The 19,691-nt window shown below is 67.0% G+C and carries 23 protein-coding genes; 14 read left to right on the top strand and 9 right to left on the bottom strand.

What is annotated here, in order from left to right; translation table 11 throughout:
* The first annotated feature begins 134 nt into the window (after window positions 1-134).
* A complete protein-coding gene (locus ABUA37_RS08390; protein WP_349898706.1) occupies window positions 135-566 on the top strand; it encodes a VOC family protein in 432 nt (143 codons plus the stop codon).
* Window positions 567-670: 104 nt separating this feature from the next.
* Here ABUA37_RS08390 and ABUA37_RS08385 read toward each other — a convergent pair whose 3' ends face one another.
* Window positions 671-1,294, bottom strand: a complete 624-nt coding sequence (locus ABUA37_RS08385) for a dihydrofolate reductase family protein (protein ID WP_349898705.1) — start codon at window positions 1,292-1,294, stop codon at window positions 671-673.
* A gap of 134 nt (window positions 1,295-1,428) precedes the next feature.
* Between ABUA37_RS08385 and ABUA37_RS08380 the strand changes: the two genes are divergently transcribed.
* The 5 genes from ABUA37_RS08380 to ABUA37_RS08360 all read left to right on the top strand — a co-directional run bounded on the left by ABUA37_RS08380 (window position 1,429) and on the right by ABUA37_RS08360 (window position 4,171).
* On the top strand, window positions 1,429-1,977 hold the full coding sequence (locus ABUA37_RS08380; RefSeq protein ID WP_349898704.1) for an isochorismatase family protein: 549 nt from the start codon (window positions 1,429-1,431) through the stop codon (window positions 1,975-1,977).
* Window positions 1,978-2,083: 106 nt separating this feature from the next.
* Window positions 2,084-2,404 (top strand): ArsR/SmtB family transcription factor, encoded by a 321-nt coding sequence (locus ABUA37_RS08375; RefSeq protein ID WP_349898703.1) that lies wholly within the window; start codon window positions 2,084-2,086, stop codon window positions 2,402-2,404.
* Window positions 2,401-2,883, top strand: a complete 483-nt coding sequence (locus tag ABUA37_RS08370) for an SRPBCC domain-containing protein (RefSeq protein WP_349898702.1) — start codon at window positions 2,401-2,403, stop codon at window positions 2,881-2,883. Before ABUA37_RS08375 ends, ABUA37_RS08370 begins: the two co-directional genes overlap by 4 nt.
* 73 nt (window positions 2,884-2,956) lie before the next feature.
* A complete protein-coding gene (locus ABUA37_RS08365) occupies window positions 2,957-3,322 on the top strand; it encodes a hypothetical protein (protein WP_349898701.1) in 366 nt (121 codons plus the stop codon).
* Window positions 3,323-3,334: 12 nt separating this feature from the next.
* A complete protein-coding gene (locus ABUA37_RS08360) occupies window positions 3,335-4,171 on the top strand; it encodes an alpha/beta fold hydrolase (protein ID WP_349898700.1) in 837 nt (278 codons plus the stop codon).
* Window positions 4,172-4,339: 168 nt separating this feature from the next.
* Here the strand turns inward: ABUA37_RS08360 and ABUA37_RS08355 are convergent, their stop codons facing one another.
* A complete protein-coding gene (locus ABUA37_RS08355) occupies window positions 4,340-5,128 on the bottom strand; it encodes an alpha/beta fold hydrolase (protein WP_349898699.1) in 789 nt (262 codons plus the stop codon).
* A gap of 72 nt (window positions 5,129-5,200) precedes the next feature.
* Here ABUA37_RS08355 and ABUA37_RS08350 point away from each other — a divergent pair, with 72 nt between their 5' ends.
* On the top strand, window positions 5,201-5,524 hold the full coding sequence (locus ABUA37_RS08350) for a thioredoxin family protein (RefSeq protein ID WP_349898698.1): 324 nt from the start codon (window positions 5,201-5,203) through the stop codon (window positions 5,522-5,524).
* On the opposite strand, the gene ABUA37_RS08345 is transcribed toward ABUA37_RS08350, so the two are convergent.
* Genes ABUA37_RS08345 through ABUA37_RS08325 form a run of 5 tightly spaced genes read right to left on the bottom strand, consistent with a single transcriptional unit; the run spans window position 5,521 to window position 9,910 of the window.
* Window positions 5,521-6,291: an SDR family NAD(P)-dependent oxidoreductase gene (locus ABUA37_RS08345; protein ID WP_349898697.1), complete on the bottom strand. Its 771-nt coding sequence runs from the start codon at window positions 6,289-6,291 to the stop codon at window positions 5,521-5,523. The genes ABUA37_RS08350 and ABUA37_RS08345 overlap by 4 nt on opposite strands.
* Window positions 6,292-6,340: 49 nt before the next feature.
* Complete coding sequence (locus tag ABUA37_RS08340) at window positions 6,341-7,132, bottom strand: HpcH/HpaI aldolase family protein (protein ID WP_349898696.1); 792 nt, start codon at window positions 7,130-7,132, stop codon at window positions 6,341-6,343.
* Window positions 7,129-8,043 carry a cupin domain-containing protein gene (locus ABUA37_RS08335; RefSeq protein ID WP_349898695.1) on the bottom strand — a complete coding sequence of 305 codons (915 nt, stop codon included), beginning with the start codon at window positions 8,041-8,043 and terminating at the stop codon, window positions 7,129-7,131. The genes ABUA37_RS08340 and ABUA37_RS08335 overlap by 4 nt, the downstream gene beginning before the upstream one ends.
* A 14-nt stretch (window positions 8,044-8,057) precedes the next feature.
* On the bottom strand, window positions 8,058-8,990 hold the full coding sequence (locus ABUA37_RS08330) for a BKACE family enzyme (protein WP_349898694.1): 933 nt from the start codon (window positions 8,988-8,990) through the stop codon (window positions 8,058-8,060).
* Window positions 8,990-9,910 carry a DUF6282 family protein gene (locus ABUA37_RS08325; protein WP_349898693.1) on the bottom strand — a complete coding sequence of 307 codons (921 nt, stop codon included), beginning with the start codon at window positions 9,908-9,910 and terminating at the stop codon, window positions 8,990-8,992. Before ABUA37_RS08325 ends, ABUA37_RS08330 begins: the two co-directional genes overlap by 1 nt.
* Window positions 9,911-10,119: 209 nt before the next feature.
* Between ABUA37_RS08325 and ABUA37_RS08320 the strand changes: the two genes are divergently transcribed.
* The 7 genes from ABUA37_RS08320 to ABUA37_RS08290 all read left to right on the top strand — a co-directional run bounded on the left by ABUA37_RS08320 (window position 10,120) and on the right by ABUA37_RS08290 (window position 16,979).
* On the top strand, window positions 10,120-10,908 hold the full coding sequence (locus tag ABUA37_RS08320) for an IclR family transcriptional regulator (RefSeq protein WP_349898692.1): 789 nt from the start codon (window positions 10,120-10,122) through the stop codon (window positions 10,906-10,908).
* A 76-nt stretch (window positions 10,909-10,984) separates the two neighbouring features.
* The gene (locus ABUA37_RS08315; RefSeq protein ID WP_349898691.1) at window positions 10,985-11,857 is read left to right on the top strand and encodes an ABC transporter permease; all 873 of its coding nucleotides are present in this window, start codon (window positions 10,985-10,987) and stop codon (window positions 11,855-11,857) included.
* The gene (locus ABUA37_RS08310; RefSeq protein ID WP_349898690.1) at window positions 11,854-12,714 is read left to right on the top strand and encodes an ABC transporter permease; all 861 of its coding nucleotides are present in this window, start codon (window positions 11,854-11,856) and stop codon (window positions 12,712-12,714) included. Before ABUA37_RS08315 ends, ABUA37_RS08310 begins: the two co-directional genes overlap by 4 nt.
* Window positions 12,715-12,745: 31 nt before the next feature.
* Window positions 12,746-13,864, top strand: coding sequence for an ABC transporter ATP-binding protein (locus tag ABUA37_RS08305; protein ID WP_349898689.1), 1,119 nt, complete (start codon window positions 12,746-12,748; stop codon window positions 13,862-13,864).
* Window positions 13,865-14,091: 227 nt separating this feature from the next.
* Window positions 14,092-15,177 (top strand): extracellular solute-binding protein, encoded by a 1,086-nt coding sequence (locus tag ABUA37_RS08300; RefSeq protein ID WP_349898688.1) that lies wholly within the window; start codon window positions 14,092-14,094, stop codon window positions 15,175-15,177.
* Between the two features lie 55 nt (window positions 15,178-15,232).
* Window positions 15,233-16,021, top strand: coding sequence for an IclR family transcriptional regulator (locus tag ABUA37_RS08295; protein WP_349898687.1), 789 nt, complete (start codon window positions 15,233-15,235; stop codon window positions 16,019-16,021).
* Window positions 16,005-16,979: a cyclase family protein gene (locus tag ABUA37_RS08290; RefSeq protein ID WP_349898686.1), complete on the top strand. Its 975-nt coding sequence runs from the start codon at window positions 16,005-16,007 to the stop codon at window positions 16,977-16,979. The genes ABUA37_RS08295 and ABUA37_RS08290 overlap by 17 nt, the downstream gene beginning before the upstream one ends.
* A gap of 57 nt (window positions 16,980-17,036) precedes the next feature.
* On the opposite strand, the gene ABUA37_RS08285 is transcribed toward ABUA37_RS08290, so the two are convergent.
* Both ABUA37_RS08285 and ABUA37_RS08280 read right to left on the bottom strand, forming a co-directional pair.
* Complete coding sequence (locus ABUA37_RS08285) at window positions 17,037-18,464, bottom strand: NAD-dependent succinate-semialdehyde dehydrogenase (protein WP_349898685.1); 1,428 nt, start codon at window positions 18,462-18,464, stop codon at window positions 17,037-17,039.
* Window positions 18,461-19,687: an iron-containing alcohol dehydrogenase gene (locus tag ABUA37_RS08280; RefSeq protein WP_349898684.1), complete on the bottom strand. Its 1,227-nt coding sequence runs from the start codon at window positions 19,685-19,687 to the stop codon at window positions 18,461-18,463. The genes ABUA37_RS08285 and ABUA37_RS08280 overlap by 4 nt, the downstream gene beginning before the upstream one ends.
* Window positions 19,688-19,691: the final 4 nt, after the last annotated feature.

Raw genomic sequence — 19,691 nt, 5'->3', positions numbered from 1 at the left:
TTAGCAGCGATCCCCAGAGGGACGAGCGGGTTATCCCCAGGTGACGCGTCGCCGGCGTAGCGTGCGAGGGGGAGGGTAGTGAGGGCTAAGCGCGATCCGCTCGGTCGAAGCGATCGCACCACTACGCTAACGGCATGGACCAGCGCATCCACTTCATTACCTTTGCGACCGCCGATCTCGACGCGGCCCGCGCCTTCTATCGTGACGGACTCGGATGGGGCCCGCTCATCGACGTCCCCGATGAGATCATCTTCTTCCAGGTCGCACCGGGCCTCGTGCTCGGCCTGTTCGACGCCGAGAAGTTCAACGAGGACCTCATGGGCCAGACAACGACGACCGCGGTGTCTGGCGTGACGCTCTCACACAATGTCGACAGCCCGGCGGAGGTCGACAGCACCGTGCAGGCGCTCGTGGCGGCCGGGGCGACCGTGCTGAAGCATCCGCAGCAGGGAGCGTTCGGCGGCATCTATCACGCCCATGTCACCGACCCGAACGGTCTCATCTGGGAGATCGCGCACAACCCCGGGTGGCGCATCGCCGACGACGGAGCGGTCAGTTTCGGCTGACAGCTAGGCGCGGTCCGCGCGGGTGCCTCCCCGGCGAGCCGCGAGATACTCGGCCGGCATGCACAGCTGCACGAGCAGGTCGCCGAAGCAGCTCGCGCGCGTCGCTAGTTTGCGCCGTCGATCGTCGTCATGTCGCCGACATCCGGCGTGCCCTCGGCGAGCTCGTAGCGCTGCGTGATCGTGCCCCTCGATGAGACCACGACCGGCTCGATGAGCCGCAGGTTGGTGGGCCTCGTGCCGCCCGCGAAGACCTTTTTCCCCTCGCCCAGGAGGATCGGGTAGACCCAGAGCGTGAGGCGGTCGAACAGCTGTTCCGCGAGCAGCGTCTGCACGAAGTCGAGACTGCCGATGACGTGGATGTTCTCGTGGCGCTCGCGTAGCTCGCGAACGGAGGTGGCGACATCCGGACCCAGCTGCGTGGAACCCGCCCATCCGAGGCTGAGGGACTGGCGTGACGCCACATATTTGGGGATGCGATTGAACAGCTCGGCGATGGGCCCACCCTCGCCGGGCCAGTATGCCGCGAAGATGTCGTAGGTGCGGCGGCCGAGCAGGAGCGCGTCCATTCCCTTCATCCCGGCGTCGATCTGCTCGCCGTCGACCTCATCGATGAGCGGAGCCTGCCAGCCGCCGAAGCTGAACCCGCCGTCCGGATCTTCCTCCGGACCTCCCGGGGCCTGTGCGACGCCGTCGAGCGTCGTGAAGAGATCGATGTGGATGAGTCCCATGGTGTGCTCCGTTCGAGCCGGCCGTTGTGATGTCGAGGGTGCCACGCGGCGTCTCGTCGCGCAATGTTTCGTACTGCGATTGTCGGATGCGGGAGCTAACGTGAAGAATCAGCCCACCACGTTTGGAGGTCGCCATGACGCACCCCGCTGACCGTTCCGGCACCGCGCTGCTCGTGATCGATGTGCAGAACGGAGTCTTCGCCGCCGCGCACGAACGGGAGGCGGTGATCGCCAATATCTCCAGTCTGGTCGACCGTGCCCGGGCGGAGTCGGTTCCCGTCGTGTGGGTGCAGCACTCCTCGGAGGAGCTGCCCATCGACAGCGAGGTCTGGCGGATCGTTCCCGAGCTCCAGCCGGCCGATGGCGAGAGTGTGATCCGCAAGCGGTACGGCGACTCCTTCGAGGCGACCGATCTGGAGCGGGTGCTTAACGAGGCGGGTGTCGGTCAACTCGTGGTGGTCGGCGGGCAGACGGATGCCTGCGTCCGCTCGACGCTGCACGGCGGATTCACTCGCGGGTATGACGCCACACTGGTCTCCGACGCGCACACCACCGAAGACCTCACCGAATGGGGCGCGCCACCGCCCGCGCAGGTCATCGCGCACACGAACCTCTACTGGAGCTTCGAAACCGCTCCCGGCAGAACCGCCTCGGTCGTGCCTACCGCCGATGTCGAGTTCTAGCGCGGAGACACTGCGGCCGGATAACGTGGCGCCACCGTGGCCCGTTCACTCTGTCGGGAAGAACCTATCCTTGACAGGTGACTAATAGGTCACCTATTATTCCAGGATGGATGACGGCGATCTCGTATTCAAGGCGTTGGCCGACCCGACCCGCCGCCACCTGCTTGACCAGCTCTTCGAGCGTGATGGCCGCGCGCTCGGCGAGCTGGAGACCGATGCGGAGATGACCCGTTTCGGCGTGATGAAGCACCTCAGGGTGCTCGAGGATGCCGGACTCATCACCTCCCGCAAGGTCGGGCGGGAACGGCTGCACTTTCTCAATCCGGTCCCGATTCGACTGATCCACGACAGGTGGATCAACAAGTACACCGAGCGACGCGTCAGCGCGCTCACCGAACTCAAAGAACAATTGGAGGGCGAAAAATGAACACTACGAACACGCTCACCGGCACGACGACCCAGGTCTACCAGGTCCTGATCCGGGCGAGTGCCCAGCGGATCTGGGACGCCATCACTACACCGGAATTCACCAGCAGGTACTTCCACGGCGCTCGCGTCGAGACGACCGGGGAGGCCGGAACTCCATTTCGGTACTACGCGCCCGACGGGACGACGCTGTGGGGCGACGAGATCATCGAAGAGGCCGATCCGCCGCACAGGCTGGTCGTGCCCTGGCGCTCACTCTATGACGAGGAAATGGCCGCCGAACCGCGGAGTCGGGTCACCTGGCTGATCGAGGAACAGGGTCGCGGTGTCTGTCTGCTCACCGCAACACACGACCGGCTGGAGAACTCCCCGAAGACCGCTCAGAGCATCGGAGGCATCGGTTGGCTCACCGTCATCGACGGACTGAAGACCCTGCTGGAGACCGGACAGCCGCTCTTCGACCCGGAGCCGGCTGCCTGACCGGCCGCACGTGAGCACGCCAAGACAGAAGATTCGTGGGGCAGCAATCTGCCCCACGAATTAGTGTGGACTCATGAGCAAGCCAGTGGATATGCAGGTGTTGGCGAAGACCGTCGCGGAGTACGGGTTCGCCTATCTGGTCACCATCGCGGACGGTGATCGCATCCACACCTCGCCCGTGAAGCCGGCACTCTCGGCTGACCGGCTGGTGGTGCCCGCTCCGAGCTCACGCGTGCAGAAGAACACGAGCCAGCGGCCGAAGGTCTCGCTCGTGTGGCCACCGGCTCAGCCCGACGGCTACTCGCTCATCGTTGACGGAGCCGCCCAGTTCGACGGCGACGTGCTTGCGGTGATCCCCTCCCGCGCAATCCTGCACCGCCCCGAGGTCCTCACGCCGCCGGACGGCGACAGCTGCGTCGCGGACTGCATCGAGATCTGAGTTCGCGGCCCGATGACGACGGTTCAGGATGTGCGGCTCGACGACGGCCGCACGGTTCGAGTCCACGACACGAATTCCCCCGAGGCATTCACCGTGCTGTGGCACCACGGATCGCCGCAGACCGGTGCACCGCTCGCGCCTCTCGTTGCGGCGGCAGCCGAGCGCGGCATCCGTCTGGTCTCGTACGGTCGGCCGAGCTATGGCGGCTCGACGCCTAAACCGGGTCGGGATGTCGCTTCCGCGGCATCCGATGTGGCGCAGCTCGCCGACGCACTCGGTGTCGATCGCTTCGCGGTGATGGGCGCATCGGGCGGTGGGCCGCACGCCCTCGCGTGCGGCGCGCTGCTGCCGGATCGCGTCAGTGCCGTGGCATGCCTGGCAACGCTCGCACCCTTCGGCGCGGACGGTCTCGACTGGTACGGGGGCATGGCTGGCGGCGGTCCGTCTCTGCGTGCGGCCGAACAGGGGCGCGCGGCGCGTGCGCTCTTTGAGGAGTCGAGCGAGTTCGACCCCACGAGCTTCATCGGCCGCGACTATGCCGCCCTCGAGGGCACCTGGTCGTCCCTCGGGGATGACGTGGGCGTCGCATCCGCTGCTGGATTGGATGGGCTGATCGACGATGACCTCGCCTACGTCGCACCGTGGGGCTTCGAGGTTTCGGCCATCACGCAGCCGGTGCTGCTCGCGCACGGCGGCCGCGATCGCGTTGTGCCGCGGTCACACTCCGAGTGGCTGCTGGGGCACTGCCCCGACGCGGAACTCTGGGTGCGTCCGCACGACGGCCACGTCTCGATCCTCGACGTGGCGCCGGTCGCCATGGATTGGCTCCGCGCCCGCGCGCAGTGCTAATCGTTCTCGGTGTACGCGGTCGGTGCCGACTCGCATTTCATAACTCAGGCAGACTTCCGAAACGGCGAGGTTTCGTGCCGCGGATTCGGGTCGTGCGGAGCTCGCGCGACGATATTGCCTGAGTTATGAATGCTCGACGCGCCGCGGCGACGAGCGCGACGAGCTCGCTCAGCGCGGCAGCGCGGCGAGGAACTCGCGGATGGCCGGCCTGGCCTCCGCGTGCCGCGGCGTGTCGCCGTGGTGGGCGCCCTCGAGCACGCGCAGGGTCGCGGACGGCATGACCTCGGCCGCAGCACGTGCCGCGACCAGCCGCTCCTCGTCGCGGGAGCCGACCAGCAGCAGGGTGGGCACGCGGATGCCCGCGAGCACGTGGTCCGCGACGCCCGGGTCGTTCTGCGACTCGCGCATGTATGCCGCGAGGGCGAGCGGGTCGTTGGCGGTGAAGGCCGCGCGGGTGGACGCATCCAGTCTCGCTCCGGAGCGCTCCCACCCCTCGATGAAGCCCTCCATGCCTCCCGACTCGAGCGCGTCGATGCAGCCGGGGAAGAAGACGCGATCGAAGGTGTCTGCACGGATGCGGGGCGAGCCTCCGACGCTGACGAAGCTCAGCATCCGCTCGGCATGCGTCGCCGCGAGCGAGAAGCCAACCCGCCCGCCGAGCGAATAGCCGAGGTAGTGCGCGCGGTCGGTGCCGGTCTCATCGAGCACGGCCAGAACATCCGACACCATCGATTCGGCGCTGTAGGCCGACCGCTCGTGCGGCCTGTCGCTGCGCCCGTGCCCGCGCAGGTCGAGCGTGATCGTCGTGTACTCGGTCTCGAAGTCGCGCACGTAGCCGAAGCCGCGCCAGATCGCCTGCGACAGCGCAGTGCCGTGCAGCATCACGAGCGCCGGGCCGCTTCCACTCACTCGATAGGCGATACGGATGCCGTCGGCCGGATTCTGCACATAGTCCACGCACCCAGCCTGCACCACTTCGCATCGCGCGCAGCACCAGCGCCGCCGGGAGTCGCGAGGCAGGATGGAAGCATGGAGATCACGCTGCTGCACATCACGGAATGTCCGAACTGGGAGGAGACGGGCGAGCGCCTCGCCCGCGCGCTCGGCGCAACCGGTCACGGCGATGCTCCCGTGAATGTCGTGCTGCTGAACACGGCGGAGGACGCGGCGAGGTATCTGTTCGCGGGCTCGCCGACGATCCTCGTGGATGGCGCCGACCTCTTTCCCGGTGCGGAAACGCTGCCGGAGCTTGCCTGTCGCGTCTACCGCGTTGGCACCCGGTTTGCCGGGGCGCCGAGCGAGGAGCAGCTCGTCGACGCGCTTCGTCAGTTGCCCGGCCGCGCTCAGCGTTAGGAGCTGAAGCCGCCGTCCACCGGCAGGATGACGCCGCTGATGTGGCTCGCGCGGTCGCTCAGCAGCCAGGCCGCGGTGTTGCCGACCTCGACGGTGGTGCCGACCTTGCGCAGCGGCGTGGCGGCAATGCGCGCCTCGACGCCGCCGGGGATGGCGATGCGGGTCTGCGCGAGCATCGGCGTCTCGATCGGCCCGGGGGCGATCGCGTTGACCCGGATGCCAGCGGGTCCGTTGTCGTGCGCGGCCGTGCGGGTGAGACCGATGACCGCGTGCTTCGAGGCCTGATACGCGCCCATCCCGGAGCTGCCGCGCAGTCCGCCGATGCTGCTCGCATTGACGATTGCGCCGGAGCCTGCCGCGCGCATGGCACGAACCTCCTCGCGGATGCAGAGCCACACGCCCTTCACGTTCACCGCCATCATCCGGTCGAAGTCTTCCTCGGGCACCTCGTGCAGCAGGCCCGATCCCGTCATCGCGGCGTTGTTGAACGCGCCGTCGAGCCGGCCGAAGCGCTCGAGAGTGGCGTCGACGAAGTGCGCGACGTCCTGGGCCACGCTCACGTCACCCACGACGTACGCGGCATCGTGGCCCTCGTCGGTGAGAGACGCGGCGAGCTGCTTGAGCGGCCCCTCCGAGCGCGCGGCGAGCATGACTGACGCGCCCTCGCGCGCGAAGACGCCCGCGGCATCTGCGCCGATGCCCGCGCTCGCGCCGACGACGAGCACGACCTTGCCTTCGAGCAGTCCGGTGGACGGGGTGGTGGTCATGAGCTCTCCTTTGTGCTGTTCTTGGATGGTATCGACCGCCGGCGCGCGACTAGCGATAGCCCACAGTGCGTCCCGCCGCGACGGCGGCCGCGGCGGCGGAACCGAGCAGGCTCGCGTCGTTGCTCATCAGGGTGAAGCTGTAGCCCGCGTCGACGGCGGCCTGCACCGACGCCGCGGATGCGCCACCGGCGTTGCCGATCGGCTTGCCCACGGCTTTAGTCGCGGCGATCGCGTCGGCGATGATGGCGACGATCCCGGGGTCCGATTCCGTCTTGCCCTCGCTCGTGGAGAGGTCCGCCGCGCCGATCAGCAGGGTGTCGACGCCGTCGACGGCCGCGATGGCTCCCGCGTTCCGGGCTGCGACCGCGCTCTCGATCTGCGCGATCAGCACGACCTCCTCCTGGCCGTAGCGCAGGTACTCCGCGCGGGAGACCGCGCCCCACGAGCCCGCGCGACTGGTGCTGCCGACCCCGCGGGTGCCCACCGGCGGGAAGCGCATGGCCGACACCGCGGCCTGCGCCTGCTCGACGGTGTCGACGTGCGGGAGCATGATGCCCTCCGCACCGGCATCGAGGATGCGCTGCACGATGCCGCCATCCAGGCTCGGAACACGCACGATCGGCGACACCCCGCTGAGCAGCGCGACGCCGATCTGACGGTACGCGCTCTCGAGGCTCATCGCGGAGTGCTCGAGGTCGATCACCACGAAGTCGAAGCCCGCGAGGGCCACCAGCTCCATGCTCTCCATCGCCGGGATCTTGACCCACGTGCCGAGAGCCGGCGCATCCGGGTTGGCGATGGCCTTCCTGAACAGGCTCCTGGACCTGCGCAGCTCGGTCACTTCGACGGGTAATCGTCGGCGTTGAGCACCCAGCCGGATGCCGAGAAGTCTTCCCGAGGCGGCGAGAAGACGTCGATCAGCTGCTGGTGATCGCCGATGCCCTGGGTGGTGTGCACCGTGGGCGGCGGGATGATGCAGATCGACGGGGTCGCGATCTGGCGGCTCTCGTCCGGGCGCCACTGCGTCGAGTCCGGACCCCAGGGGTAACGGATGTGGTGGATGAAGCTACCCTTGACCGCGAGCGAGATCTGCTCGAAGTCGTCGTGGAAGTGCGGCGAGAGCTTGAACTTGTTGCGCGGGCCCGGCTCCTCGGCGAGGAAGTTGACCATGAGATTGGTCGTGCGGAAGATGCGACCAAAGCGCCCCTCGGCGATCGGGGTGTCCGCCAGTTTGTAGACGCGAAGCCGGAAACCGCCGACCGGATCGGGCCACGGCACGAGGTCCGCCGCGCGCAGGTCAGGCTCGGCATAGGCGTCGGCGTTGAGCGCGCCCTCGCGCAGGTCGTCGGCCACCGTCGAGAACAGGCGGATGAGCACGCCGTCGGCCATGACCTCGATGCGGCTGTCCCCGGGAGGCACGACGACGAACGCCTCCTCCGTCACGGTCGCCGTGTCCGAACCGGCGGCGACGTGGAAGGGTGCGCTCTCGGAGTACTGCAGCACCGCGTACTCGTCTGGCTGGCCCTCGCGAGCGAAGACATCGCCGGCCTTCGCCTGCGTGTAGGCGATCACGAGGTTCGTGGCCCGGGCGATCCAGGTGCGGCTGCCGTGCTCTGCGGTTTCGCTCGGCTCGAGCGAGAGGAACTCGATCCACTGCGACGGCTTGATCGGCGTGGACGGGTCAACGGCCCGCGCAGGCGCCGATGCTGGCGCGAGCTTCGAGCGGATGTCGTCCTTGGCATACATGGTCATGGTGATGTCTTTCTCTACAGCGTTACTTTGTCGACGCCCTTAAGGGCGAGCATCCGGCGTGCGTCGTCTGGTGTCGCGATCTGCTTACCGAGGTCTTCGACCACGGCGCGAATCTTCTCGACCTGCTGGGCGTTGCTCGTGGCGAGCTCGCCCTTGCCGATCCACAGACTGTCTTCGAGGCCCACGCGCACGTGGCCGCCGAGCCAGGCGCTGTGCGTACCGAACTGCATCTGGCCGCGACCGGCAGCGAAGGCGGAGAAGTAGTAGTCGTCGCCGAAGAGCTTGTCGGCGACGGCGACCATGTGGGTGAGGTTCTCGTGGTCGGCGCCGATTCCGCCGAGGATGCCGAACACACCCTGAATGAGAAACGGCGGCTTGGCGAGACCCTTGTCCACGAAGTGCGCGAGGGAGTAGAGGTGCCCGATGTCGTAGCACTCGTACTCGAAGCGCGTGCCGCCGTTCTCGCCGAGCTCCCGCAGCGCGTACTCGATCTTGTCGAAGGAGTTGACGAACGGATTGGAGTAGGTGTTCAGCACGTACTGTTTCTCCCAGTCGTACTTCCAGTGGCTGACCTTGTCGGCGATCCCGGAGTAGACGAAGTTCATCGAGCCCATGTTGAGCGACGCGAGTTCGGGGCTGAAGCGCCTCGACGCGGCGAGCCGCTCATCCATGGTCATCGAGGACGCACCACCCGTGCTGATGTTGATGACAGCGTCGGTCTTCTCGAGGATCGCGGGGATGATCTGCTCGAACACCTCGGGCTCGAACGCGGGTCGGCCGTCGGGGTGCCTGGCGTGCAGGTGGATGATCGCGGAGCCCGCGGCGACGGCCTCGAGCGACGCCTGCACCACCTGCTCGGGGCCGAGAGGGAGATACTCGCTCTGCGACGGTACGTTGACGCTTCCCGTGATCGCCGTGCTGATGATCACCTTCTCGGCCCTGCGCATCAGTTGGACTCCTCCAGGCCGAGCAGGAACGCGGTGTTGCGGCAGATCATCTGGCGGATGTCCTTCTCCGCGACGCCGTGGTCGAGCAGCTGCTGGATGACGTAGAGGTAGCCGTCGACCGGAAGCGGGTTGCCCACTTGACCGAGGTCCGAATCGAGCACAGTGCGCTCCGGCCCGATCTTGTGAATCCAGTCCACGAGCTGCTGGATCGGGAACTGCGGTGCCGCCACGGCGGGGTGGTACATCGAGAACTCGTGTTCCACGAAGGCACCGTAACCCAGCATCTCCTCGATGTCTGCGTCGCCCGCGTTGACGATGAAGTCCGGGTGGTGCAGCAGTAGGCGGCGCACGCCGTTCTCCTTGGCGGTGGCGAAGAACGCCTTCATCGACTCGGCGTCGAGGTGACCGCCCGACAGCAGGATGTCCGCTTCGGCGACGAGCTGGGTCACGCGCACGGTGTCGGCCGAGACGTTCCCGTTCTCGTCGAAGATCGACACCTCCTTCTCCTCGAGGTTCGAGCCCGCGCTGGGGAAACCATCGTCATGGCTGTGAGCCCGGATGTGCTGGCCGGCCGACACGGTCGGGCCCCAGACACAGCGACCGCCCATTTGAATCGCGACCGCCACGGCAGAGGGATTGATGCCGCCGACCTCGGAGTTGAGCGCGACGCCACCGTACGCGGGAGTGGGCGCATCCTTCAGCTGCGCCTCCATCGCGAGGAGATCCATCACAGTGTTGTGGTGGTGCGACTTGATGAGGATGGCGCGCATGTTGATGCGGGCCGCATCGTAGGAGGCCTCGACGTGGTTGAGGCGGCGCGGGAAGGGGCTGGGGCCCGAGTGCACGTGCAGGTCGACGGCGCCGTCGAGAACTTTGAGCAGGGCTGGGGACGGGGCGACAGCGTCGTCGGTTGCGAGCATCCGGGATCTCCTTGTGTTCGGATCGTGTAATTACTGTTCAGAATACGGATTCTCGCCGCGCTTGTCCATCTGAAAAATGGGCGCAATTCGCGGCATTCTCATCACTTAGGATGTTCATAATCTGAAAGACCAGATTGCACTATGAACATTTGCTTGCTTTACTAAGTGCTCCAGTAGACATTTTTGAGCCCTCGATGGGGAGGTGTGGCATGGCGGGTGAAGCCGTGGCGGAGTCCGCCGACGAGGCCGCCGTGCAACTCGATGTCATGCCGTCCGCGAGCGAGCGGGGCTCGATCCAGTCGATCGATCGGGCGGCCAACGTGCTCTCCCTCTTCGACCAGAACACGCGCACCCTCACCGCGGCTCTCGTCTCCGAGCGGCTCGGGCTCAACCGCACGACGGCGCACCGCTACCTGCAGTCACTGCAGAGCTCCGGCTTTCTCTCGGCCTCATACAGCCCGGGCCCGCTTCTCGACCAGCTCTCGGCCTTCGTTTCGGCCAGGCAGCAGATCCTCACCCTCGCCCCCGCGGTGATGCGGCAGCTCTCCGATCACACCGGTCTCACCGCGGTTCTCAGCTTTCTCGGCCGATCGGGAGCGGTGGTCACCCTCGTCGAGGAGGCCAACGAGGGCACCATCGTGCTCACCGTGCGTGTCGGCACGCTGCTCGAGATCAAGGCCGCGCAGTCGCGCGTGCTTCTTGCCTTCCAGTCTGATCCCGGTGTCGCGGCCCGCATCCACGCCGAGCTCGATCCGGCGGAGGCGCGCTACGAGGCGTCCGAACTCGCGAGGGTGCGGCGGGAGCGCATCGCGTGGGCCGATCTCAATCGGGCTGGGCTCGCATCCGTCGCCGCCCCCGTGTTCGGAAGGCACGACATCCAGGCGGCCATGGCGCTGCTCGGAACGAGCACCATTCTTTCGCCCTCCGACCGGAAGGCCGAACGCGTGCGCCTGCTCAAGGCAGCCGCCGACCACCTCAGCAGCCTGATGGGTACCTAGCTCCCGCCATGGCCAGTGCGCAGAAAGTGACAGTGATGAACCGGACAGAAATGACACCGCAGAGACGGGGCATGGCATGACGATCACGTCGAGACCCAGACGTTTGCCGAGTGCGAGTTGGCTGCTGCTCGTGCCCGCCCTCGCGCTGCTCGCCGCCATTCTGCTCGTGCCGCTCGGGCAGAGCCTGCTGCGCAGCATCGGCACGCCGCAGTTCACTGTGCAGCACTACGCGAGCCTGTTCACGGATGGGGTCACCCTCAAGATCCTGGGGCGCACGGCCCTCACAGCCGCCATCGTGACGGTGGTCGCTCTGGTGCTCGGCTACCCCTACGCGTACCTCATGACGCGGGTGGGTCCGCGCACGCGCGGCATCCTGCTGACGATCGTGCTGATCCCGTTCTGGACCTCGGTGATGGCCCGCAACTTCGCGTGGATCATCATCCTTCAGCGCGGCGGCCCGGTCGACACCTTCTTCTCCTTCTTTGGGATCAAGGATGCCGTCTTCTACGGCAACGTCACCGGCGTCACCATTGCGATGAGCCAGGTGCTGTTGCCGTTCATGGTGCTTCCCCTCTATAGCTCGCTCGGCGCGATCGACCGCAAGCTGCTCCTCGCCGCGCGCGGCCTCGGGTCGCCGCCGATCGTCGCGTTCTGGAAGATCTACTGGCCGCTGTCGCGCGGTGGCGTGGTGGCGGGCCTCATCCTCGTCTTCACCCTGAGCCTCGGCTTCTATGTCACCCCGGCGTTGCTCGGCTCTCCGCAGGAGTCGCTCATCGCCCAGCTGCTCGCCACCCGCACCACCCAGTTGCTCGACTTCGCGGGAGCCGGTGCCCTCGGCATGCTCGTGCTGATCGTCACCCTCGCCCTGGTCGCCTGGGCGAACCGGGTGGGCGGAAGCGTCACGGCACTCGGAGCCGTCGCCACGGCCGGAACGAAGGAGCGCTCATGAGCTCGTTGGACACAAGGTCCATCCTGGCCGCGTCAACCGCGCCTCGACGCGGGAAGCGGCGACGGTATCGCGGCGTCGATCCCATCCCGTGGTGGCTCTCGGTGACGGGCGCGCTGGTGGCGATGTACCTCATCCTTCCCACGCTCTTCGTCATCCCTATGAGCTTCAGTTCCTCGTCGACGTTCCAGTTTCCGCCGAAGGACTTCTCGCTCGACCTCTACGTGAACTTCTTTACGAAGCCGGTGTGGCTCACCTCGCTAGGCAACTCGGTGCTCGTCGCCATCCTCGCGGCCATCCTGGCGACCGTCGTCGGAACCGCGGCGGCCGTGGGGCTCGATCGGCTCACCGGTCGAGTCGCGGGGCTCATGCGCACCCTGCTCATGGTCTCGATTGTCACGCCGGGCATCGTCATAGCGGTCGCCGTGTATGCCTCGTTCCTGCAGTGGCACCTCACCGGTTCGCTCCTCGGCTACGTGCTCGCTCACGCGGCGCTCGGCGTGCCCTTCGTGCTCGTCTCGGTGACGAGCGCCCTGGGTGGATTCGACCCGGCGCTGCTGCGGGCATCCGCGTCACTCGGTGCGAGCCCCCTGCGATCGTTCGTTCGGGTGACGATGCCGCTCATCAGTCGTGGCATCGTGACCGGCGCGATCTTCGCCTTCGTCACGTCGTTCGACGAGGTGGTCATCGCTCTCTTCCTGCGGGCGCCCACGTTCCAGACGCTTCCCGTGCAGATGTACAACAGCGTCACCGTGGAGATCGACCCCACCATTTCGGCCGCGTCGAGCCTCATCGTCGTCGCCGTGACCATCATCTTCCTCGTGCCGCAACTGGTCGGCACCCGCAAAAAGAACCGTTAGGAACCCCGTGACCATCGTGAAGGAAGCAGCCGTGACCAAAGACACCCCAGCATCCGCTGAAGGAAAGCGTGGCACCGAGATTCGTCTCGACCACGTCACGAAGGACTACGGGCTCGTTGTGCCGGCCGTAGACGACATCTCGCTCGTCATCGAGCCGGGCGAATTCATGACCTTCCTGGGCCCGAGTGGCTCGGGCAAGACGACGACCCTCAACCTCATCGCCGGATTCGAGACCCTGACCGCAGGCACCATCGCCCTCAACGGCGCTGAGGTGGGCAGCCTGCCGCCGCACAAGCGCAACCTCGGCATGCTGTTCCAGAACTACGCACTCTTTCCGCACCTCACGGTGGCGCAGAATGTCGCGTACCCGCTGCGCGAGCGCAAGCTGCCGAAACCCGAGATCGTGCGGAAGGTCGCCGAGGTGCTCGAGCTCGTGCAACTCACGGGCCGCGACGACAACTTCCCCTCGCAGCTCTCGGGTGGTCAGCAGCAGCGTGTGGCGCTCGCACGCGCGATCGTCTTCGATCCCAAGGTGCTGCTGCTCGACGAGCCACTCGGCGCCCTCGACCGCAACCTGCGCGCGAGTCTGCAGGCGGAGATCCGCAGGATCCATCGCGAGGTCGGGTCGACGTTCGTCTTCGTGACGCACGACCAGGAAGAGGCGATGAACCTCTCGGATCGCATCGCGCTGTTCAACGCCGGTCACCTCGAGCAAGTGGGAACTCCCGAGGCGCTCTATCGCGAGCCGGAGACCCTCTTCGCCGCGCGATTCCTCGGCGATTCGAACGTCTTCGAACTCGACGAGGAGCCTCGTGGCGCGACGACCTCGTGGCACGGCCTGACCTGGGCCGTCGCGCCGGGGACGGTAGCGGCGCCACGCCCCTCTCTCTCGCACTACGCCGTCGTTGTGCGCCCGGAAGACGTGAACATCGCCAGGTCCGCCTCCGAGGCGCCCGGCGCCGCGAATGCCGTGCCGGCGAGGGTGCGGGATGTCGAATTCATGGGCTCCTACCGCACGCTCATGCTCGAGTTCGGTACGTCGGGCGCGGTCGGCCGAGCCAGGATCGATGCCTCGGAGTCGCAGGTGGCTCTCGGCGACGAGGTGTTCGCGTGGTGGAACCCGGAGCGCCAGCGCATCGTCGCGGCGTGAGTGTGGGTTCGCGCGTCGGCCTCGAGGGGGTCATTGCTGCCGTGGCGGCCGCATCCGTTCACATTGTGAACTGCAATTTCAGAGAGTGTACCCAAATGGTAACGATTCGCCCGTTTTAACTTGTTTGCCCCGCATTTCGCTCGCTACTGTTCGTATAACGAGTTTCGGAATCATATTCTGAACAAACAGCGTCCGCCCCGCGGACCCCTACCCGGAGGAAAATGACAATGGTGTCCAGATCACAGAAGGCCCTCATCGGCCTGAGTACGATCGCAATCGTCGGCATGCTCGCCGGCTGTGCCGGTGGAACAACCGAACCCAAGAACGACAAGCCCAAGGCTGACAACGCTCCCGCCACGCTGACCTTCGTCGGTTACGGCGGCGTGGGGCAGGACGCGATGATCAAGTCGTGGCAGGAGCCGTTCACGGCCGATCACCCCAACGTGAGCTTCGTCAACACTTCGCCGCCCGACGTGGCGCAGGTCAAGGCTCAGGTCGAGAGCAACGCGGTGCAGTGGGACGTCATGGCCGTCTCGCCCGCCGCCGCCGAGCAGAACTGTGGCACGCTCTTCGAGCCGCTCAAGCTCGCCGACGTCGACCAGAAGGATCTCGTCAAGGGCACGGTGGGCAAGTGCTACATCGGCAACTTCATCAACGCCTCGCCGTTCGCGTACCGCACCGCGGCCTTCCCCGACGCGAGCAAGGCACCGAAGACCATCAAGGACTTCTTCGATGTGAAGAAGTTCCCGGGCAAGCGCGGCATCCTCACCAACCTGCAGAACGGCATCCTCGAGTACCCGCTGCTCGCCGATGGCGTCAAGCCGAAGGACATGTACCCGCTGGATGTCGACCGTGCGCTCAAGAAGCTCGACACCATCCGTAGCGTGACGACCTTCGCGCCGAACGTCGGTGCGCTGCAGCAGGCGGTGGGCTCCGGACAGGTGGACATGTTCCTCCTGGCCGACTCGCGCATCGTGCCGCTCATGAACGAGGGAACCGACATCACCGTGGTGTGGGACAAGACCGTTGCGTCGATCAATGGCTTCGCCATCCCCAAGGGAAGCAAGAACGTGAAGGCCGCGACCGAGTTCATCAAGTCGGTCGTCAAGCCCGGCCCGGCAGCGAGCATCTCTGCCGCCCTCGGCGTCGCACCCGTGAACCTCGCGGCCAAGCCGAAGCTCACCGAGAACGGCAAGAAGCTCGAGGTCTTCGGAGCGGCGAACACCGGTGAGACGGTCGTGCAGGACGTCGCCTGGTACGCGAAGAACTTCAACGAGGTGACGACCAAGCTGACCAACTGGTTGGCCGGCTGAGCCTCGGGCCCACGCTCATCCCGTCCATGTTCTCCATCTGAAATACACTTCAGCCATGGTGAACAACGACATCAGCAGCGAAGCATCGAGTTCCGATATTCAGGCAGTGGCCCGCGTCGGCCAGATCTGCGCCCTGTTCGGTCCGCACACGACCGAACTCACGGCAGCAGCCGTCGCAGAGCAGCTGAATCTGAATCGGACCACCGCCTATCGCTACTGTGTGTCGCTCGTGGCGGCCGGGATCCTTGAGCGTGGGCCGGGCAGGGGCACCTTCACGCTCGGAGGGCTCATGCTCGAGCTCGGGATTCACGCCCTCGGCCGCCGCCGCGTGGTCGAGATCGCCCCGGCCCATCTCAGGGAGCTGAGTGCCACCGTCAGGATGACGACGGTACTCGGCCTCTGGGGGGCCCGGGGTCCCGTGGTCGCCCTCGTGCAGGAGGACATGAGCCGGGCGCTCGTCGTCACGGTTCATCCCGGTACTCAGCTCGATGCCAAGGCGGCACAGATGATCGTGCACCTGGCGCACCAGGCCGACCCGCACGCGATCGACCGGATCGCCGCGGGGCTCTCGAACACCGAGCGCAGTGAACTCGAGGCGGCGGTCTACGCGGCCCGACGCAACGGCTATGCGATCGTCGACCACTCCGACGGCCTGTTGGCCCTCGCCGCTCCCGTCTTCGACGAGCACGGCATGGCGGCGACAGTGGCCCTTCTCGGGGCCGAATCGGCCGAGAACTTCGCACCGGGCTCACCCAAACTCAAGAACTTACTCGACACCGCCGCCGCCCTCAGCGACGAACTCGGCGGTGGCCACGAAGGACACAGAATTGAAGAAATACAATGAGCTCGCCACGGCCGAGCCCGCCGGGTCGAGCTGGGACGTCTTCGGGCGTGACGACCAGCTGGGCACCGTCAACTTCCTGACCCCCGAGCGCGTCGCCGCCGCGGCCAGGCTCATTCGCACCGGGCGCCGCTTCGGCCTCGATCACCCGCTCACCGCCTTCGAGCCGTATCCCACCGGCACCAGACGACCGATCGAGCATCACCTGTTCTCGAGCAACGAGCACCACCGCGACGACTGGATCGACTCCTTCTACCTGCAGTCCTCGTCGCAGCTCGACGCCCTGCGCCACATCGGACATCCGCAGCATGGCTTCTACAACGGCCTCGCTCCCGCAGACAACACCGAGGAGTCAACGACACTCGGCATTCACAACTACGCGCAGTCGGGTATCGCCGGTCGCGGCGTGCTGCTCGACGTTCCCCGCTTCTTCGCCGCCCAGGGCAAGCCGTACGACGCCTCCGCCACGATCGTGATCGGTGCGACCATGCTCGACGAGATCGCCGAAGCCCAGGGCGTGACGTTCGGCGGCGGCGAGATGCTCCTGCTGCGCACCGCTTGGGCCGAGCAGTACCTGGCCAAGACGCCGGATGAACGGCTCGCGACACCGTGGCGCCAGTCGCCCGGTCTCGCCCAGCGCGAGGAGATTCTCCGCTGGCTCTGGGATCACGAGATTGCCCTCGTCGCCGCGGACAATCTCGCGGTGGAAGCAGACCCGGTAATCGAATCCGACTTCCGCACGCCGGGGGAGAAGCCGCCCGCCAAGGGCGTCGACCACAGTGGGATGCTGCACCGCCCGCTCATCGCCCTGCTCGGCATGGCCGTCGGTGAGCTGTGGAAGCTCGACGAGCTCGCGGGCGACTGCGCCGCCGATGGCGTCTACGACTTCTTCCTCACCTGCAAGCCGCTCAACCTGATCGGCGGCGTCGGCTCACCGCCCAACGCGATCGCGTTCAAGTAGCGCCTCGACCAGTGCGCATTGCGCCCGCCGCCTCAGCGACGGGCGCAATGCGCGTTTCTATGCCGTGAGGGCGATGTACTTCTCTTCGAGGAATTCGAGGATGCCCTCGGAGCTTCCTTCGCGACCGAGTCCACTCTGCTTGACGCCGCCGAAGGGTGCTGCGGGGTCACTGACGACACCGCGGTTGATCGCGATCATGCCGGACTCGAGGCGGTGCGCCACGGCGATCGCCTCGCGCTCCTCGCCGAAGACGTAGGCCATGAGCCCGTAGATCGTGTCGTTGGCCATGCGCACGGCGTCGTCGACGTCGTCGAATTTCACGACGGCGGTGACCGGTCCGAAGATCTCGTTGCGGTTGATGGTGCTGCCGTGCGTGACGTCGGTGAGCAGCGTGGCGTCGTAGAAGGCGCCGGTCTGCGAGGCCTGGCCGCCTCGAACAACGGTGGCTCCCTCGGCGACGGCGGCGTCGACGAGGCCGGCGACCTTGTCACGCTCGGCCACCGAAACGAGCGCCCCCAGCTGATTCGAACGGTCGAGGCCGGAACCGACGGGCATCGCGGCGAGTGCCGCGGACATCCGCTCGACGAACGCGTCGTGCAGCGAGCTGTGGACGTAGAAGCGATTGGCCGCGGTGCAGGCGGAGCCGCCGTTGCGCATCTTGGCCAGCATGGCGCCCTCGACGGCGACCTCCAGGTCGGCACCGGGGAGCACGATCACGGGGGCGTTGCCGCCGAGCTCCATTGAGGCGCTGACGACGGTGCCCGCGCAGGCAGCGAGCAGGTCGCGGCCCACCTCCGTGGAGCCCGTGAAAGAGAGCTTGCGCACCTCGGGCCGGTCGATCATCTTTGCCACGAGCGGGCCGGTCGGCACGGGGGTGACGAGGTTCACGACACCCTTCGGCACGCCGACGCGACGCAGCACCTCAACGACGTAGGCGGCGGTGAGCGGCGTCTCTCGCGCGGGCTTCAGGATGGTCGTGCAGCCGGCCGCGAGGGCCGGCGCGAGCTTGCGGGTCGCCATCGCGGCGGGGAAGTTCCACGGCGTGATGAGCAGCGAGACACCGATCGGCTGGCGGTCGACGATGATGCGCTTGTCTCCCGTGGGCGAGAGCCGGTAGTCGCCGGGGATGCGCACGGCCTCCTCGGCGAACCAGCGGAAGAACTCCTTGGCGTAGTTCGCCTCGCCCATTGCGTCGGACCAGGACTTGCCGTTCTCGCGCACCATGAGCTCCGCGAAGTACTCGACCTCGTCGGTGAGCACCTCGTAGACCGCACGCAACAACTCGCTGCGCTGCCTGGCGGGCGTGGCCGCCCAGCCCTCCTGCGCGGCGCTCGCGGCATCCACGGCGTCCATGCAGTCGGTCTCGTTGGCGGCGGCGAACTGCGCGATCACCGAGAGGTCGGAGGGGTCGATCACGTCGAAGCGCTTGCCGTCGCCACCCGGGCGCCACTCGCCGTCGATGAAGAGGTCGGCGATGTAGTTCATGCTGAGATCCGTTCGCTGAGGTGCCCGGCGTGGGCGTGTTCGAGGATGTCGAGGAGCAGTTCCGTCGTCGCCGGCACGGGGGAGATGCCCACGAGCCGGGCCGACTTCATGCCGAGTTCCGCGAAGCGCGGCAGTTCGTCTCGCGTGACGCCGATGTCGGCGAGAGAGGAGGGCACGCCGATCGACCGGTTGATGCGCACGATCGCCGCGATGGCGTCATCCGCTCGCTCTGCGGATGTTGTTGCCTGGGAGCCGAGGGCGGCGCCGACCGCGGCGATGCGCTCGACGACCGCGGCATCCGCCCTGAAGGCGTCGAGCACGTAGGGCAGCATGAGCCCGGTTCCGAGCCCGTGCGGCGTCTTCGTGCTTGCGCCGATGGGGTACTGCAGGGCGTGCGAGAGGTGGGTTCCGGTGGGCCCGAACGACATGCCGCCGAGGAGGCTCGCGAAGGCGACCTTCTCGCGGGCGAGGCGGTTCTGCGGCTCGGCCACGGCGACGGGGAGCCACGAGCCGAGCTGTTCGATCCCCTGCAGGGCGATCAGCTCGGAGAACACGTTGCGCCCGGTGAAGACCGGAAGCTCGCCGGCCCAGTCGTGCTCGAGCGAGGCCGCGGTGTACGACTCCACGAGGTGCACGAGCGCGTCGATGCCCGAGAACGCGGTGACGCTGGCCGGGGCGCCGAGGGTCAGTTCCGGATCGACGACGGCGCCGACCGGAATGAGGTGCGGGCTCGAGATTCCCACCTTGAGTTCGCGGTCCGGATCGGAGATCACGGCCACGGGGGTCGCCTCGGAGCCGGTCCCGGCCGTCGTGGGCACCGCGATGACCGGCGCGATCGGGCCGGGAACCGCATTCTCGCCATAGAACCGGCTGAGCGGGCCGCCATGGGCCACCAGGAGGCCGACGAGCTTGGCCGCGTCAATCGCGCTTCCACCGCCGATTGCCAGGATGGCATCCGGTGCGAAGGCGCGCGCGATGTCGCCCGCCGCATCGAGCGAGGAGACCGGGAGTTCCGGGCGGATGCTGCTGTAGACCTCCACCTCGAGCCCGGCGGCCTCAAGCGCCGCCAGGGTTTCGCTGAACAGCGGCGTTCCCGGAAGGAACGGGTCCACAATCGCGAGCACCCGCCTGCCGTGGGCGGCGAGCAGCTCTGGCAACTGCGCGCGCGATCCGAATCCGAAGTGGATCGCGGCGGGCAGTCGCAGGGTTCCGACGGGTGTCATGGGC

The sequence above is a fragment of the Parafrigoribacterium soli genome, assembly GCF_040227235.1.
Taxonomy (GTDB): Bacteria; Actinomycetota; Actinomycetes; order Actinomycetales; family Microbacteriaceae; genus Parafrigoribacterium_A; species Parafrigoribacterium_A soli.
The sequence above is the reverse complement of the archived record's forward strand: the minus strand, read 5'-3'. Positions and strand labels throughout refer to the sequence as shown.

Bases quoted from the DNA above. Each gene is read 5' to 3' on its own strand.
- ABUA37_RS08390 (WP_349898706.1), top strand. From the start codon at position 135: ATGGACCAGCGCATCCACTTCATTACCTTTGCGACCGCCGATCTCGAC.
- ABUA37_RS08300 (WP_349898688.1), top strand. From the start codon at position 14,092: ATGGTGTCCAGATCACAGAAGGCCCTCATCGGCCTGAGTACGATCGCA.
- ABUA37_RS08280 (WP_349898684.1), bottom strand. From the start codon at position 19,687: ATGACACCCGTCGGAACCCTGCGACTGCCCGCCGCGATCCACTTCGGA.
- ABUA37_RS08320 (WP_349898692.1), top strand. From the start codon at position 10,120: ATGGCGGGTGAAGCCGTGGCGGAGTCCGCCGACGAGGCCGCCGTGCAA.
- ABUA37_RS08325 (WP_349898693.1), bottom strand. From the start codon at position 9,910: ATGCTCGCAACCGACGACGCTGTCGCCCCGTCCCCAGCCCTGCTCAAA.
- ABUA37_RS08365 (WP_349898701.1), top strand. From the start codon at position 2,957: ATGAGCAAGCCAGTGGATATGCAGGTGTTGGCGAAGACCGTCGCGGAG.
- ABUA37_RS08380 (WP_349898704.1), top strand. From the start codon at position 1,429: ATGACGCACCCCGCTGACCGTTCCGGCACCGCGCTGCTCGTGATCGAT.
- ABUA37_RS08345 (WP_349898697.1), bottom strand. From the start codon at position 6,291: ATGACCACCACCCCGTCCACCGGACTGCTCGAAGGCAAGGTCGTGCTC.
- ABUA37_RS08285 (WP_349898685.1), bottom strand. From the start codon at position 18,464: ATGAACTACATCGCCGACCTCTTCATCGACGGCGAGTGGCGCCCGGGT.
- ABUA37_RS08295 (WP_349898687.1), top strand. From the start codon at position 15,233: ATGGTGAACAACGACATCAGCAGCGAAGCATCGAGTTCCGATATTCAG.
- ABUA37_RS08330 (WP_349898694.1), bottom strand. From the start codon at position 8,990: ATGCGCAGGGCCGAGAAGGTGATCATCAGCACGGCGATCACGGGAAGC.
- ABUA37_RS08385 (WP_349898705.1), bottom strand. From the start codon at position 1,294: ATGGGACTCATCCACATCGATCTCTTCACGACGCTCGACGGCGTCGCA.
- ABUA37_RS08335 (WP_349898695.1), bottom strand. From the start codon at position 8,043: ATGACCATGTATGCCAAGGACGACATCCGCTCGAAGCTCGCGCCAGCA.
- ABUA37_RS08350 (WP_349898698.1), top strand. From the start codon at position 5,201: ATGGAGATCACGCTGCTGCACATCACGGAATGTCCGAACTGGGAGGAG.
- ABUA37_RS08310 (WP_349898690.1), top strand. From the start codon at position 11,854: ATGAGCTCGTTGGACACAAGGTCCATCCTGGCCGCGTCAACCGCGCCT.
- ABUA37_RS08360 (WP_349898700.1), top strand. From the start codon at position 3,335: ATGACGACGGTTCAGGATGTGCGGCTCGACGACGGCCGCACGGTTCGA.
- ABUA37_RS08375 (WP_349898703.1), top strand. From the start codon at position 2,084: ATGGATGACGGCGATCTCGTATTCAAGGCGTTGGCCGACCCGACCCGC.
- ABUA37_RS08370 (WP_349898702.1), top strand. From the start codon at position 2,401: ATGAACACTACGAACACGCTCACCGGCACGACGACCCAGGTCTACCAG.
- ABUA37_RS08315 (WP_349898691.1), top strand. From the start codon at position 10,985: ATGACGATCACGTCGAGACCCAGACGTTTGCCGAGTGCGAGTTGGCTG.